Genomic DNA, 15,466 nt, shown 5'->3' on the forward strand with positions numbered 1-15,466 from the left:
CCCTATTCCATCTTTAATCGTTTTTGTAGTTGTTCCCTCGCGCGTGACAATCTTGATTTCACTGTTCCTTTCGGTATTTCTAACAGCTTTGCTATACTCACTTGATTCATGTCTTCATAGTAATAAAGCACCGTAACAGCTCTTAATTCTTCATGTAACGACTGAATCGCATTACACAAATCTATATCTTCATACTGATCACACGCACTCATATTGTAATCATTCTCTTCTGTCACAATTACATTTTTATACGCTCTAATAATATTGTTACACTCATTTATTAGTATTCGAATTAACCAAGTTTGAAAAAATTCTTCTTTCTTTAATTTTTTTATATTTTCATAGGCTTTTAAAATTGTTGTCTGTATCGCATCCTCTATATTTGTCTCATCACGTAACATCGCCTTTGCTATTCGATACATCTTCACTTTTTCTGTATGTATAAGCGCTACAAAGGCTTCATGATCACCTTTTTTCGCTAAAGAAACATCCGTTTCTTCTTTTATAATCATTTTATATAAAGGGATTACTTTCACAATCGCTCCTCCTGTTTCATCCTCACTTCATCACTTCCAATTTAACTTTACATGTATTAGACGTATGAACCTAGAAAAAGGTTCACTTTTTTGAATATTTTCGTAATTAAAAAGATAAATATCCTTTATAAGTATGCAATAAACATACTAGTTTAAATTTACAAATAAAAAAAGCCCACTTTCTCAGTGGACTTTCTACTCTATAACGGTAAATCCCTCTTCCTAAATACTACAATCGCTACGATAAAAATACAAAGCGCTACAGCAGTTAAACTTATACTTACCGGCCATATATTATATGATCCTTCAGCAATTTCTTTCGGACGAAACAGCGTGAATAATGATAGGTTTTTCATCCATTCTAACTTATCACTTAACTTCCCTACCATATCTAATACGAAAAATAAGATAGTTAAACTCGCTGAATAACTTAGTGCTTTTCTTTCGTCATTACATATACAAGAAAAGAAAAATGAATAGGCACTAACGACTAAAAATATGAGTCCTCCGACTACATTTATCTTCAAAAATAATTCTTTATTTAAGTTATTATCCTCTAAAAACCATTCAGCACCTACTATACCCGCTACATACGTAACCGCTACAATAATCAGTAGTCCTAATATAAGAATAGCCGCTTGCGTAATTGCGATTCGTACTCTAGATACAGGCGTTGCTAGCAAGTATGCCATTGCTCCTTTATCTACATGATGAGCAATTAAATGTGTCGCAACTGTTACGCAAAAAATTGTTAAAATGATAATAAACAATAGACTATAGTATTCGCCCGCTAGAAAATCCATTACGTTTTGAATCGGACTTTCCATACCAACGATTTTTTTCACACTATCAGGCATGGCACCTATTAATTCATTTAGCCCTTTTGCTGATACCATTGACGGGAATATCCAAATTAATAACCACAGATATAAAGCTGCACCAGACGCATAACTCAAAATACTTTTTTGTGTTTCTTTCAAACTAGCTAAAAATAATTGCTTATTCATGCGTTATCCCTTCTTTCTTATCGTAATAATGCATAAATAAATGTTCTAAATCCATCGCTCTCGTTTGAAGTGCCGTTACATTGTAGTTTGAAAGTGTTTGTAAAACAGTTTGATAGTTTCCTTGTACAATGATAGATGCCTCTCTGCCTTTTACCGCTTCAAATTGCAAATTACACTTTGTAAGAGACTCAATCTCTTCTTGTGATGATACTGTTACATCTATCACCTGTCTTCTCATACTTTGTAAATCGTGAATATTTTCAACCGTTACGAGTCGACCATCTTTAATAATAGCTACTCTGTCACAAGTTCTCTCAATTTCAGTGAAAATATGCGAAGACATAAGAATTGTTTTTCCTCTTTGCTTTTCCTCTAATATTAAATCTATAAACACTTGCTGCATAAGTGGATCAAGTCCAGATGTTGGCTCATCTAAAATTAACACCTCTGGATCGTGCATAAATGCAGCGACTATCCCTACTTTTTGCTTCATTCCTTTAGACATTTTGCGAATCTGTGTTTTCACATCAAATTGCAGACGCTCTATTAGTTCATCTCGTCTTTTTGTATCCTTTAATCCACGCATTCCTTGCATTAATTTTAAAAACTCTAATCCGTTCATTCCTTCAATAAAAGAAATTTCACCCGGTAGATAACCAACTTCCCTTTGAATTTTCGCTGCTTCATTCCAACAATCTAATCCAAAAATTGTCGCTTTACCAGCTGTCGGTTTTATAAATCCCATTAAATTACGAATCGTCGTTGATTTTCCAGCACCATTTGGGCCTAAATAACCAAATACTTCTCCCTTTTTTACATCAAATGTAATATGAAACAAACCTTTTCCATTCGAAAACTGTTTTGTGACATCTTGAACTGAAATCATAATTCCACCTCATTTTTTGAAATATTTAATATGTGATATTTCAAAATTATTGTACTCCTCATCTTCCATATTCGCAACAACTTTTTGAAATATTTATTAGTTCATATTTCAAAATTATTGTTTTCCATTATTTTTTCTTGTATATTTTAAGTGAGGTGATTGCATTGAACGGCTTTGAAAGAGTAAAAGAAAAGAAAAAACGTGCCATTAAAGAAGCAGCATTCGTATTATTTTCAGAACGTGGATTTAATGAAGTGAAAATAGAACATATCGCAAAAGAAGCCAACGTTTCTCAAGTTACAATTTATAATCATTTCGGAAGTAAAGATGCGTTATTTAGGGAGCTTATACAAGAATTTATCATATCTGAATTTCAATATTATAAAGATCTTGCAGAAGAAAAATTACCTTTTCATGATATGATGCAAAAAATGATTGTAAGAAAAATGAATACTGGCGGGTTATTTCAACCTGATATGTTACTGCAAATGATGCAAAGGGACGAAGAACTCCGAAAGTTTATTTATAGTTATCAAAATGAAAAAATCTTGCCCTGGTATTTAGAAATATTAGAACGAGCTCAGCGCAAAAACGAAATTAATCCACACCTTACTAAAGAAATGATGTTACTTTACATTCAAATGTTTACTAAATTAGGTGATGATTTTGGGGCACAACTTCTTGAAGGAAATCGCGAAAAACATATACAAGATATAGTCACTATGTTCTTCTATGGTCTTTCTGTTCCACAAAAATAAAAAAGACACGAATTTCGTGTCTTTTTATTTTATAGAAATGACTCTACCTTTTTCACTGCTTTCAATCGCTAATTGAATCAGTTTAATAACATCTAAACCTTCTTTTGCTGTTACAGGTAGTTTCTCACCATTTAATATACTATCTCGCACACCTTTATAATAATTGTCATAACAACCGACTTCTGTTGGAATACGCTCTAAGTTTTCTTCTGTTTCTAAAGTAGCAAAATTCTCTTCATCGTCTACTCCATAACCGTTATCACCTGGCTTCATTCCATTTTTTAATTGCTCTTCCTGCGAATCCATACCGTACTTCACGATAGAACCTTTCTCTCCATGCACTATAAAATGCGGTCCAGCTTTTTTCACATAACTGCTACTACGTAAAATGACACGTTTAACTCCGTAATGAAGTACTATGTGGAAATAATCATCCACCTCTGCACCTGGTCGTTGTTTTATTACATCTGCACTTATTGCATCTGGTTTCCCGAATATTGATAACGCTTGGTCAATTAAATGCGATCCTAAATCGTATAATATACCGGAGCCTGGTAGATTTTTTTCTCTCCATCGATCACGTACATGTGGACGGAAACGATCAAAATTCGATTCATATGCGTATATATTCCCTACTCTGTTTTCTCCTAACAATTTCTTAATTGTTAAGAAATCATTATCAAAACGACGATTATGATATACGCTTAACATTACATTATGCTGCTCTGCTAATGAAATAAGCTTTTCCCCTTCTTCAATTGAGACAACAAATGGTTTTTCTACAACAACATGCTTACCGTTTAAAATTGCTTCTTTTACATATGGAAAATGAGTTGTATTAGGTGATGTAATAACAACTAAGTCAACATCAGCTCGCTTCACCAATTCATCAATTGTACTAACAACATTAGCATTTGGTAATGTTTCTTTTACTACCTCTTCTTTTGAGGATAATACAGCACGAATATCATATTCTTCTATCGTTTGTAATAGTGGGATATGAAATGTCGTACTAGAAAAACCAAATCCTACAATCCCTACACCTATTTTTTTCATGTTGCCCCTCCATTTGTCCCGCTTTAACGGGCAGTAAGATTCCTAACCCAAAATTCAGCGAAAGCTAAGGAATTAGGTGAGAAATCAACTGCTTGTTAAAGCCCGATTGGTTCAACTAATAATCAGTGTGGATAAAGAAAATCCCCATTGATTAAAGTTTCACTTTATGAGAACGATTTCATTCGGTTATTATAACAAGATTATTATTATTTACATAATAAATTGCCTAGAAAAAAGCATCTTGCTATTATTCATAGCAAGATGCCCTCTTTATTCTGGTCTTTTCTTCGTCCACGTTTCTACTACTTCACCAGTATCATTAACATCTAGCACTAGGCTACCATTACTATACCGGTCTTTATTTCGATACGCTTTCGGATCAATCTCTTCTACAATGTTTTTCTCTGTCTTCATGTAAACTAATTCATCGTCCCGAACAATTTCAATACCGACAATGCGGTACGGATTACGTTTTAATTCTTTGAAAATAACAAGACCTCGTTTCGCCCTCGTTGATTTTTCAATTTCTGATGCTTTTAGACGTTTTACAGCACCGCGCTGTGTTACGAGAATAAGTTGATCTTTGTCACCATTTAACGGTTTACCAGAAGCGACATAGTCATCTTCTTTTAAATTAATTGCTTTCACGCCAGCAGCTCTTACACCGACTGGACTTACTTCATCTTCATGGAAAATAAGTGCATATGCACCGTGTGTAGCAAGAACGATATCACTCGTTCCATCTGTCGCAAATATATCGACAACTTCATCATCTTTTTTCAAGTTTACAGCAACGAATGCCCTTGAATAACGCTGAACTTTATATTGATTTAATTCTGTTTTCTTTATCATACCATTTCTTGTTACAAATACGATAAATCGTTTTTCTTCCTCAAAGTTCTGTACAACCGTTGCCCAAATGATTGTTTCATCCCGGTCGAGTGAAACGATATTAGCAACGTGCTGACCTAAATCTTTCCAACGAATATCTGGCATTTCGTATACTGGCAGATATATATAGTTTCCTTTATTCGTAAATAAGAGGACTGTCTCTGTCGTATTCGTATCGAATCGTTCAAGTAAGATGTCACCCTCTTTCATACCGAAGTCTTTGCCGTTTGAGGCATTGTGTGAGCGCCATCCAGTACGTTTCACATATCCTTCTTTCGTTACAGTAACGATGACATCTTCTTGTGGGATCATAACTTCTACATCGATTTTAATTTCCTCGATTTGATCTTCAATAATCGCGCGTCGATCATCACTATATGTTTTCTTAACTCTCTTTAAATCTGTTTTAATTACTTGAAGTAATCTTTTTTCACTTTGTAAAATTGCCTGTAGCTCAATAATTTTCTTATTAAGCTCATCTGCTTCTTCTTGTAACGCCGTAATGTCTGTATTCGTTAAGCGATATAATTGCAAGGAAACAATTGCTTCTGCCTGTGCTTCTGTAAAGCCAAATTTTGCACTTAAATTATCTTTCGCGTTACGTTTATCTTTTGAAGCTCGAATTGTTTCAATTACTTGGTCTAAAATCGATAATGCTTTCTTTAAACCTTCTACAATATGTTGACGATTTTCTGCTTTTCTTAATTCATATTGCGAACGTCTCGTAATAACCTCTTTTTGATGTCCAATATAAGCATCTAAAATTTTCGGTAATGTCATAAGTGTTGGACGACGATTATTGATCGCTACCATATTAAAGTTATATGGAATTTGCAAATCTGTATTTTTATATAAATAATTTAAAATACCTTCGGCGTTTGCTTCTTTCTTTAATTCAACAACAATTCGTAAACCAGTACGATCTGTCTCATCACGCACTTCAGCAATACCATCTAACTTTTTATCTAGACGTAATTCATCCATTTTCTTTACAAGATTTGCCTTATTCACTTCGTAAGGAATTTCAGTGATTACAATTTGTTGTTTCCCACCGCGCACTGTTTCAACTTCTGCTTTTCCGCGAATAATAATTTTACCTTTACCTGTTTCATACGCCTTTTTAATACCATCAATCCCCTGAATAATACCGCCTGTTGGGAAATCTGGTCCTTTCATAACTGTTAATAAATCATCAACAGTACTATTTGGCTTATCAATACGCATCATTGTAGCATCAATAACTTCTCCAAGATGATGCGGAGGAATTTCTGTTGCATAACCAGCGGAAATCCCTGTAGATCCGTTCACTAATAAATTCGGGAACGCTGCTGGTAATACAACCGGTTCTTCACTCGTATCATCAAAGTTTGACACGAATTCAACTGTTTCTTTATCAAGATCACGTAATAATTCAGATGCGATTGGTGATAAACGAGCTTCCGTATAACGCATCGCTGCCGCTGGGTCCCCATCAACACTACCGTTATTACCATGCATTTCAACTAAAACATTACGTACTTTCCAAGTTTGGCTTAAGCGTACCATTGCTTCATATACAGAGGAATCTCCATGTGGATGATAATTACCGATAACATTACCTACTGTTTTAGCTGATTTACGAAACGCTTTATCATGTACATTACCTTCTACATACATAGAATATAAAATACGTCTTTGTACTGGCTTTAAGCCATCACGTGCATCTGGAAGTGCACGATCTTGAATAATATATTTACTATAACGTGCAAAGCGATCACCTAACACGTCTTCAAGCGGGAGGTCATGAAACTTCTCTGCTTGCATGTTATTCCACCTCCGTCTCCATAATCATTTCATTTTCTAAAATATTTCCTTCTTCTTGCATACCAAACTGTACATTACGTTCAATCCATTTACGGCGCGGTTCTACTTTATCGCCCATTAATGTTGTAACGCGACGCTCTGCTCTTGCTGCATCATCAATTTTCACGCGAATTAATGTACGCGTTTCAGGATTCATTGTTGTTTCCCATAATTGATCCGCATTCATTTCACCAAGTCCTTTATAACGTTGTAACATATAGCCTTTTCCAACTTTTTTCGTTACACCGTCTAATTCCTCATCTGACCAAGCGTATTCAATTACCTCACTCTTACCTTTTCCTTTACTTACTTTGTATAAAGGAGGAAGTGCGATAAACACTTTACCAGCTTCGATAAGTGGCTTCATATATCTGTAGAAGAACGTTAATAACAATACTTGAATATGAGCCCCATCCGTATCGGCATCGGTCATAATTACAACTTTATCGTAGTTAATATCTTCAACATCAAATTCATTTCCTACACCGCCGCCAATCGCATAAATGATTGTATTAATCTCTTCATTTTTAAAGATATCAGCAAGCTTTGCTTTTTCTGTATTAATTACTTTACCACGTAACGGTAATACGGCCTGGAAACGTCGGTCTCGTCCTTGTTTCGCAGAACCACCGGCAGAGTCACCCTCTACTAGGTACAGTTCATTTTTTTGCGGGTTACGTGATTGTGCAGGTGTTAATTTCCCGCTTAACGTACCTTCTGATTTTTTCTTTTTCTTACCACTACGCGCTTCTTCTCTTGCTTTACGGGCTGCTTCACGGGCTTGTGCTGCTTTAATTGCTTTTCTCACAAGAAGTGTAGCTACATCAGGATTTTCTTCTAAAAAGTATGCTAAATGCTCAGATACAATGGCATCAATTGAAGAACGCGCTTCACTTGTACCTAGTTTCCCTTTCGTTTGCCCTTCAAACTGAAGCACTTCTTCTGGTACACGTACCGAAACGATAGCCGCTACACCTTCACGAATATCTGTGCCTTCTAAGTTTTTATCTTTTTCTTTTAATAGTGCTACTTTACGAGCATACTCGTTAAACACACGCGTCATCGCTGTTTTAAATCCAGCTTCGTGTGTTCCACCATCTTTTGTACGTACGTTATTTACAAACGATAAAATGTTTTCTGAGTAGCCATCGTTAAATTGAAATGCTAGTTCTGCTTCAATTCCATTTTGTTCACCAGTGAAATATACAACTGGATGAATGGAATCTTTTTCTTCGTTTAAATATGAAACGAAAGCTTCAATTCCCGTTTCATAATGAAATACATCCTCTAAATCATTTCGCTCATCTTTTATCGAGATTTTCATTCCTTTTAATAAGAATGCAGATTCACGTAATCTCTCACATAATGTTTCATAATTATAATTTGTTGTGCTGAAAATCGTTGTATCTGGTTTGAAATGCATCGTAGTACCAGACTCTTTCGTCTTCCCGATTTTCTCAAGCGTCGTTACAGGAACACCGCCATTTTCAAAGCGTTGTTCGTAAATATTTCCGTCACGCTTAATCGTTACGACTAACCATTCTGATAAGGCATTTACAACCGATGCCCCAACACCGTGCAAACCACCACTCGTTTTGTAACCACCTTGACCAAACTTACCACCGGCATGAAGTACAGTTAAAATAACTTCAGGTGTAGGTTTCCCAAGTTTATGCATTCCCGTAGGCATTCCTCGCCCTTTATCTATAACGCTAATACTATTATCTTTATGTATTACGACTGAAATTTCGTCGCCAAATCCCGCTAACGCTTCGTCAACGGAGTTATCTACTATTTCATATACTAAATGATGCAATCCACGGCTGTCCGTGCTCCCGATATACATACCCGGGCGTTTTCGAACGGCTTCAAGTCCTTCTAACACTTGAATCGCATCTTCATTATATTGGAACTGATGCTTCGCCAAACTCCTTGCCCCTTTCCTAATCCAAAATCAGAACATATGTTTCTATTATAGAATAACGCCTCGACTATAGTTTTGGCAAGTTATCTTATCTCTTTTATATACCATTTTCAATAGAAAAATCCTTGTTTTCTCACAAGGATTCCTCTAGGCTACTATTTCAGAAAAATAATCGTTTGTCAACGAGAAATGGATATGTATTCCAAGATTACACATTCCAAACCTTTATTATGATCCAAATGATCAAGATCCAAAATGGGATTACAAATAACAACCCCCAAAAACAGCCTTTAAAAAATCTCATGATGAACACCTCGTTCATCGGCCCTACTTATCTATAATGAGGGCTGAATCAATCTTTCTACCTTTAAATCTATACTATTTTGTCATCGCATGTTCTACTTTAATACAACGATCCATTATTACAGTATAGTCTTTTTCTTTTAAAAATTTATATGTATCCTCATCTTGTACTCCTAATTGTGCCCAAAAAACATCTGCATCAATCTCTACGAATTCTTTTGCAACATCCATTAAAAACTCTGAGCGACGAAATACATTTACTATGTCAACGTGTTCCTTAATATCCTTTAGTGAAGAAACTGCCTTTTCTCCAAGCACCTCATCTACTGTTGGATTAACTGGAATAATGCGGTATCCAGCATCTTGCATTGCTTTTGAAACCATATACGATGTACGTTCTGGCTTATCTGATAATCCAACAACCGCAATTGTTTTGCTTTTCTTTAACACTTCACCAATTTCCGTACGAGTTGGGTTTTCAATTGTCATAATTAATCCCTCCTATTCCTTTAGTATAGCCGATAAAGAAAGTCTCTTTCAATATGAAAGAGACTTTCTTTTATTTCAATTATTGATTCTTTGTAGCTGAATTATCTGCTAAAGTAGCCGATTTCGTCATTTTTTGACCGTTACGGTAGAATGTAACTTCTACTTTCTCGCCTACTTTTTTCTTTTCATATAAATATTTACGGAATTGAAGCGCATTCTCTACTTTTTGATTATCTAATGCTACTACGATATCATATTGCTCTAAACCAGCTTTTTCAGCCGGTGATATTGGGTAAATTTTACCTAATACAACACCATTAGTTACTTCTTTCGGTACTTTCAATTGATTGACTGCATAAGCTTGCACATCTTCTAATGAAACGACACCTACTCCAAGCGCTGGACGTTTCACTACTCCGTCTTTTTCAAGTGATTCAATAACTGGCTTTGCGATATTAATTGGAATAGCAAATCCAATTCCTTCAACTTCTTGTTGTGCAATTTTACTTGAGTTAATCCCAATTATTTCACCATTTTGGTTAAATAATGCACCACCACTGTTACCAGGGTTAATCGCTGCATCTGTTTGAATAACTTGTGCTTGCCAATCTGGTCGTTTATCGCCATCAATATCAACTGGAATTTCACGTTCTTTACTACTGATTATACCTTCCGTTACACTTCCATCAAAACCTAGTGGGTTACCGATTGCAATTGCTTTTTCACCCGCGCGGATTTTACTTGAGTCACCTAAAGTTGCAACTTTATTTACATTAGCCCCGTCAATTTCAACAACAGCTAAGTCTAACCAAGGATCTTTCCCTACTAACTTTGCATCTACCTTTTTACCATCACTTAGTTTTACAGCAAGTTTATTTGCACCATCTACTACGTGGTTGTTTGTTACGATATATGCTTTATTCCCTGCTTTTTTATAAATAACACCTGATCCTGAACCAGCTTGTTGTTCTTGACCTGTCGGTTGCATTGCAAATGGATCAACACTTTGTTGCATATTAATAACACCTACAACAACATCTTTCGCCCCTTCAATCATACCAGGTAAATCAGTTTCATTTTTCGCTTTATTTACAACAGGAACTACAGTACCTTCTACTTTTGAATCCGAACTAAATGATGATACTGGCGCTCCATTATTTTGAGCCCATGGCATATATGGTGCTGCAAAACTAATCGAAACCGCTCCGACTACAGCCCCCACTAAACCTGTGAAGAAATAGCCTTTTTTACTACCTGATTTTCTCACTTCTCTCGTTTCACTATGCTCTTCATTTAAATTTGGTCCGTCGTAATATCCCATGTTTTATTTCCCCTCTCTGGTGAATTCGTATTTTCAGTATAGTCACGTTTTGTGTCCTTCTTGTGAACTCATCGTGAAATCTAATTAAAAAAATACTCCTATCTAACATTGTAGACAAAAAAAGTATTTTTTGTACATTCTACCTTCAAAAGAGAGTATAAAATCGCCATTTCCCTAGGCTAAATTACACAAATCGTTCTAAATTATTCTTCAAATTTATAACCAACTCGAATAACAGTACCGATATGCTTTGCTTTATCTCCTAGCTTATTTCGAAGTTTTTTAATATGGGTATCAACCGTTCTGTCATCACCGTAATAGTCATATCCCCATAACTGATCTAATAAATGTTGACGTGATAACACGATTCCTTTGTTCTCCATTAAATACACAAGAAGTTCAAATTCTTTATGTGTCAATATAATTTCTTCTCCATCTACTAAAACAGTTCTAGATAGACGATTTACTTCTATTCCAGCTAAAGACATAGCATTTTCTTCCGCTACTCCTACCGCACCATCCGCACGTTTCAATAACGTCTTTGCGCGAGCTACTAATACTTTCGGGCTAAATGGTTTCGTTACATACTCGTCTGCACCTAATTCGAAACCTAGCAATGTATCATCCTCATCCGAACGTGCTGTCAACATAATAATTGGTACTGCTGATTCTTTTCTAATTCTTCTACAAACAGACCATCCATCTATTTCCGGTAACATAATATCTAACATAATTAAATCAATTTCATGCTCTGCAAATAACTCTAACGCTTTTTTTCCATCTTCTGCTTCGATTACTTCAAAGCCTTCATTACGAAAATAATCACTAACAATTTCACGTAATCTTCTTTCATCTTCAACAAGCAATACTGTTTTATTCATATAATCTATCCCGCCTTTTTACTCTTTCAATCGAATAATACGTTGATTGGAGCTTCCGCGAAATGGAAGTGTTAAATCTTTTTTCTCAACTTCAAACCTTCCATCGACTAAAACATCCCCATAATGTAACAACTCTATCATATCATTATTTTGAGAACTCTGTATCTCTTCTAACGTATAACCTGTATACATCCATAGGTTTTTTTTCAAATCTTTCACGATTTTTGCTACCTTTTTCACTTCAGCAGCTTGAAAAAATGGATCTCCACCTGAAAATGTTACATCAGTTAATGGATTACTTGCAATCTCTTTCACAATTTCTTCTACTGTCATTTCCGTTCCATTGTAAATATTCCACGATTTCGGATTATGGCAACCAACGCAACGATGCGGACAGCCCGCAAAAAACACGACTGTCCGCAATCCTTCTCCATCTACTACACTATCATGAATAATATTCATCACTTTCATTTATGTTTCACCCGATCTATCTCTTCACTACGTTTCGCACTATTCCACTTCGACATATCTCCTACAAGATAGCCTGTTATACGGCGAATTCTTTCTATATTAGCCTCATCTTTATTCCCGCAACTTGGACATTCATTCCCAATAACCCCGTGATAACTACAGCACTTACAACGGTCAACAGGATGATTAATTGAACCGTATCCAACGCCATGTTCTGCCATGGCTTGTACAATTTGTTTTAATGCCTTTTTGTTATGCATTGCTGCTCCATCTAGTTCAATATAAGTAATGTGTCCTCCATTACAGAGAGCATGGAACGGGCCTTCTAAACGGATTTTATTTATCGCTTGAATGTTATAATAAACTGGAATATGGAATGAATTCGTATAGTAATTATGGTTCGTTATACCGTTAATTCCACCAAATTCTTCTCTATCTTTTTTCACAAACTTTCCTGATAATCCTTCTGCTGGAGTTGCAATTACTGAGAAATTCAGTTGATGTTCTTCTGTCGCTTTATCCATTCTATCTCTCATAAAGGAAATAATTTCATACCCAAGTTTCCATGATTCTCCATCTTCCCCATGATGCTTTCCTGTTAAAGCTACTAAACATTCCGCAAGACCGATAAAACCAATACTTAACGTCCCTTGTTTTAAAATCGAGGCTACGAAGTCTTCAGGCTGCAACGTTTCTCCACCACGCCATACACCTTGTGAATATAAAAACTGAAAATCTCTTGCTCGCTTCGTACATTGATACGCATATCTTTCTAATAGCTGCTTAATTCCTAAATCTAAATAATAGTTTAGCGCTTCAAAAAACGCTTCTTTTGAACCACTAATTAACGCTAATTTCACTAAATTAATAGACGTAAATGATAAATTCCCTCTACCAATCGCTGTTTCTTCTCCATGTATATTAGACATAACACGGGTACGACATCCCATGTAACATACTTCACTTTCCGGTCTTCCATCATAATGCACTGCATTAAACGGAGCATCTAAAAATGAAAAGTTAGGGAACAATCGTTCAGCCGTTGTCTCTAATGCTAATTCAAATAAATCGTAGTTCGGATCACTTTCTTCAAAATTCACACCTTTTTTCATCTTGAAAATTTGAATCGGAAAAATCGGTGTCTCTCCTTTACCAAGTCCAGCTTGTGTCGCTTTTAAAAGTTGTTTAATTAACATTCTTCCTTCTTTTGATGTATCTGTTCCATAATTAATAGAAATAAACGGTACTTGTCCTCCGCCCCTACTATGCATACTATTCGAATTATGAACGAAAGCCTCACACGCTTGATACGTATCATTTTCCGTTTCTTTCCATGCGAATTCTTCTATTTGTTCTTTCGTAAGCGGATATGATTGTAATCGTTTTTTATGTCTCTCAATTGTTTTTCGTACATAAGGTGCTAAATCAATATCAAAGAGTGCAAACGATTGACCACCATGCTGCATATTTTGATTCGCTTGAAAAATAATAGACGAAAGAGCCAATGCACTTTTAATGTCTTGCGGTTGTCTCATATGTCCATGTCCAGTATGAAAACCGTTAGCAAGCATTTGCGCTAACGGAATTTGTGAACAAGTCGTCGTTCCTGTCGCATAAAAATCTAAATCATGTGGATATAATATATTTTCATTTATCGCTTTTTTCACTTGATCTGACAATAAATTCTCAACAGCATAATATTTTGCACTCTCAGATGCGAACGTTCCCATTACGCCCATTGGAGAGCGGCCGTCTACATTTGCATTTTCTTGCATTAAATCTTGTTCATTGCCGTGGACTATTGTCTCGAACACTTTCATTAATTCTTCTTCTCCACGTGTATTATTTTGTAACATTTATAACCCTCCACCAATATGTTGTTATCTTTTGATTAAAATGTTACTACATATAGTCTTACTGTTTCTGTGAGAAATGTAACATTACTGTGAAATTTTTTTCACGAAATAATGAATTTTTCATTTACAAAAAAGAAATGTGCTCTTTACAAATGTATGGTACAATATACGGGAAAAACTCTTTTTACCCTTTATCAACACATTTGAATAAAGGAGACTGAACTTATGGTTACTACATATCTTTTATTTATCGTTGCCTACTTACTTGGCTCGATTCCATTTGCACTAGTTGTTGGAAAAATCGGCTACGGAATCGATATTCGTGAGCACGGGAGCGGTAATCTAGGCGGAACAAACACATTCCGCACATTAGGGAAAAAAGCAGGTTTTACCGTTACAATTGCTGACATTTTAAAAGGGACATTAGCAACAAGTCTACCAATGATTTTCGGATTAGATATTCATCCACTATGGTTCGGGTTAGCGGCTGTTCTTGGACATGTCTATCCAATCTTCGCGAAATTCCGCGGTGGTAAAGCAGTTGCAACTTCTGCTGGGGTGCTATTATGCTATTCACCAGTTGTTTTTGCAATATTGGCTGTTGTATTTTTCACCCTTTTATTTACAACAAGATACGTATCACTTTCTTCTATGGTAACAGCAGTTGTTGCTGTTATTGCATCCATTGTTAGCGGGGATAAAATCTTCATTATTGCGATGTGTTTATTAGCAGGTATGGTTATTTATAAACACCGTGCAAATATCGGACGAATTATAAATAAAACTGAACCAAAAGCAAACTTTTCAAAAAAGCAAAAATAAGATCGTAACCCAAATAACGCAAAAAGAAAACGTGAAGCATATTAATAGCGTCTTTTTGCGTTATTTTTTATACTAAAGAAAAAGCAACATAATTTGGAGGAACTATACATGAATCTTTCCGTAACAAAAGAAGCAGCACAATGGTATAAAAATGAATTAAACTTACAATCAAATGAAACACTACGCTTTTTCGTACAATACGGTGGTTGCAGTACTGTGCAAAAAGGACTTTCTTTAGGGATTCGTAAAGATGATCCTGCACATCCTGCTGTTCAAATTCAAGAAGAAGGTATTAACTTCTTTATTGAAGGCGATGATGAATGGTTCTTCGATGGACATAATTTATCTGTTACACTTAACGAAGGTGACGACTTCCCACAATTTAATTATGAAAAATAAAAAAACGTGGCTTCTGCCACGCTT

Annotated in this window: 14 protein-coding genes; 3 read left to right on the plus strand and 11 right to left on the minus strand. The window is 35.5% G+C overall.

All coding sequences use genetic code 11. From position 1 onward, the window contains the following. Window positions 1-2 precede the first annotated feature (2 nt). The 3 genes from NST86_RS18150 to NST86_RS18160 form a co-directional block, all read right to left on the minus strand. Window positions 3-536, minus strand: a complete 534-nt coding sequence (locus NST86_RS18150) for a sigma-70 family RNA polymerase sigma factor (RefSeq protein ID WP_000864726.1) — start codon at window positions 534-536, stop codon at window positions 3-5. Between the two features lie 200 nt (window positions 537-736). Next, window positions 737-1,543 carry an ABC transporter permease subunit gene (locus tag NST86_RS18155; RefSeq protein WP_227593188.1) on the minus strand — a complete coding sequence of 269 codons (807 nt, stop codon included), beginning with the start codon at window positions 1,541-1,543 and terminating at the stop codon, window positions 737-739. Then, on the minus strand, window positions 1,536-2,429 hold the full coding sequence (locus NST86_RS18160) for an ABC transporter ATP-binding protein (RefSeq protein WP_000626582.1): 894 nt from the start codon (window positions 2,427-2,429) through the stop codon (window positions 1,536-1,538). The genes NST86_RS18155 and NST86_RS18160 overlap by 8 nt, the downstream gene beginning before the upstream one ends. A 155-nt stretch (window positions 2,430-2,584) precedes the next feature. Between NST86_RS18160 and NST86_RS18165 the strand changes: the two genes are divergently transcribed. After that, window positions 2,585-3,187 carry a TetR/AcrR family transcriptional regulator gene (locus tag NST86_RS18165; RefSeq protein ID WP_118043338.1) on the plus strand — a complete coding sequence of 201 codons (603 nt, stop codon included), beginning with the start codon at window positions 2,585-2,587 and terminating at the stop codon, window positions 3,185-3,187. 24 nt (window positions 3,188-3,211) lie between these two features. Here NST86_RS18165 and NST86_RS18170 read toward each other — a convergent pair whose 3' ends face one another. The 8 genes from NST86_RS18170 to NST86_RS18205 all read right to left on the minus strand — a co-directional run bounded on the left by NST86_RS18170 (window position 3,212) and on the right by NST86_RS18205 (window position 14,221). Continuing rightward, window positions 3,212-4,243 carry an oxidoreductase gene (locus tag NST86_RS18170; protein ID WP_000719772.1) on the minus strand — a complete coding sequence of 344 codons (1,032 nt, stop codon included), beginning with the start codon at window positions 4,241-4,243 and terminating at the stop codon, window positions 3,212-3,214. Window positions 4,244-4,513: 270 nt separating this feature from the next. Continuing rightward, complete coding sequence (parC, locus tag NST86_RS18175; RefSeq protein WP_001147465.1) at window positions 4,514-6,937, minus strand: DNA topoisomerase IV subunit A; 2,424 nt, start codon at window positions 6,935-6,937, stop codon at window positions 4,514-4,516. 1 nt (window position 6,938) lies between these two features. Beyond that, a complete protein-coding gene (gene parE, locus NST86_RS18180; protein WP_001062202.1) occupies window positions 6,939-8,903 on the minus strand; it encodes a DNA topoisomerase IV subunit B in 1,965 nt (654 codons plus the stop codon). Window positions 8,904-9,278: 375 nt separating this feature from the next. Next, window positions 9,279-9,692, minus strand: coding sequence for a CoA-binding protein (locus tag NST86_RS18185; protein ID WP_000151387.1), 414 nt, complete (start codon window positions 9,690-9,692; stop codon window positions 9,279-9,281). Between the two features lie 79 nt (window positions 9,693-9,771). Further along, window positions 9,772-11,013 carry a S1C family serine protease gene (locus NST86_RS18190; RefSeq protein WP_000542641.1) on the minus strand — a complete coding sequence of 414 codons (1,242 nt, stop codon included), beginning with the start codon at window positions 11,011-11,013 and terminating at the stop codon, window positions 9,772-9,774. Window positions 11,014-11,216: 203 nt separating this feature from the next. After that, entirely contained in the window at window positions 11,217-11,894 is a 678-nt protein-coding gene (locus NST86_RS18195) for a response regulator transcription factor (RefSeq protein ID WP_001044679.1), read from the minus strand. Between the two features lie 18 nt (window positions 11,895-11,912). Further along, the gene (nrdG, locus tag NST86_RS18200) at window positions 11,913-12,365 is read right to left on the minus strand and encodes an anaerobic ribonucleoside-triphosphate reductase activating protein (RefSeq protein ID WP_227593187.1); all 453 of its coding nucleotides are present in this window, start codon (window positions 12,363-12,365) and stop codon (window positions 11,913-11,915) included. Next, complete coding sequence (locus tag NST86_RS18205; protein WP_000940067.1) at window positions 12,362-14,221, minus strand: anaerobic ribonucleoside triphosphate reductase; 1,860 nt, start codon at window positions 14,219-14,221, stop codon at window positions 12,362-12,364. The genes nrdG and NST86_RS18205 overlap by 4 nt, the downstream gene beginning before the upstream one ends. 225 nt (window positions 14,222-14,446) lie before the next feature. Here NST86_RS18205 and plsY point away from each other — a divergent pair, with 225 nt between their 5' ends. Both plsY and NST86_RS18215 read left to right on the plus strand, forming a co-directional pair. Further along, window positions 14,447-15,043: a glycerol-3-phosphate 1-O-acyltransferase PlsY gene (gene plsY, locus NST86_RS18210; protein WP_000258974.1), complete on the plus strand. Its 597-nt coding sequence runs from the start codon at window positions 14,447-14,449 to the stop codon at window positions 15,041-15,043. Between the two features lie 108 nt (window positions 15,044-15,151). Further along, the gene (locus NST86_RS18215) at window positions 15,152-15,442 is read left to right on the plus strand and encodes a HesB/YadR/YfhF family protein (RefSeq protein ID WP_001054453.1); all 291 of its coding nucleotides are present in this window, start codon (window positions 15,152-15,154) and stop codon (window positions 15,440-15,442) included. The last annotated feature ends 24 nt before the right edge of the window (window positions 15,443-15,466 follow it).

It is taken from the genome of Bacillus sp. FSL L8-0199 (genome assembly GCF_038005705.1).
GTDB lineage: Bacteria > Bacillota > Bacilli > Bacillales > Bacillaceae_G > Bacillus_A > Bacillus_A cereus.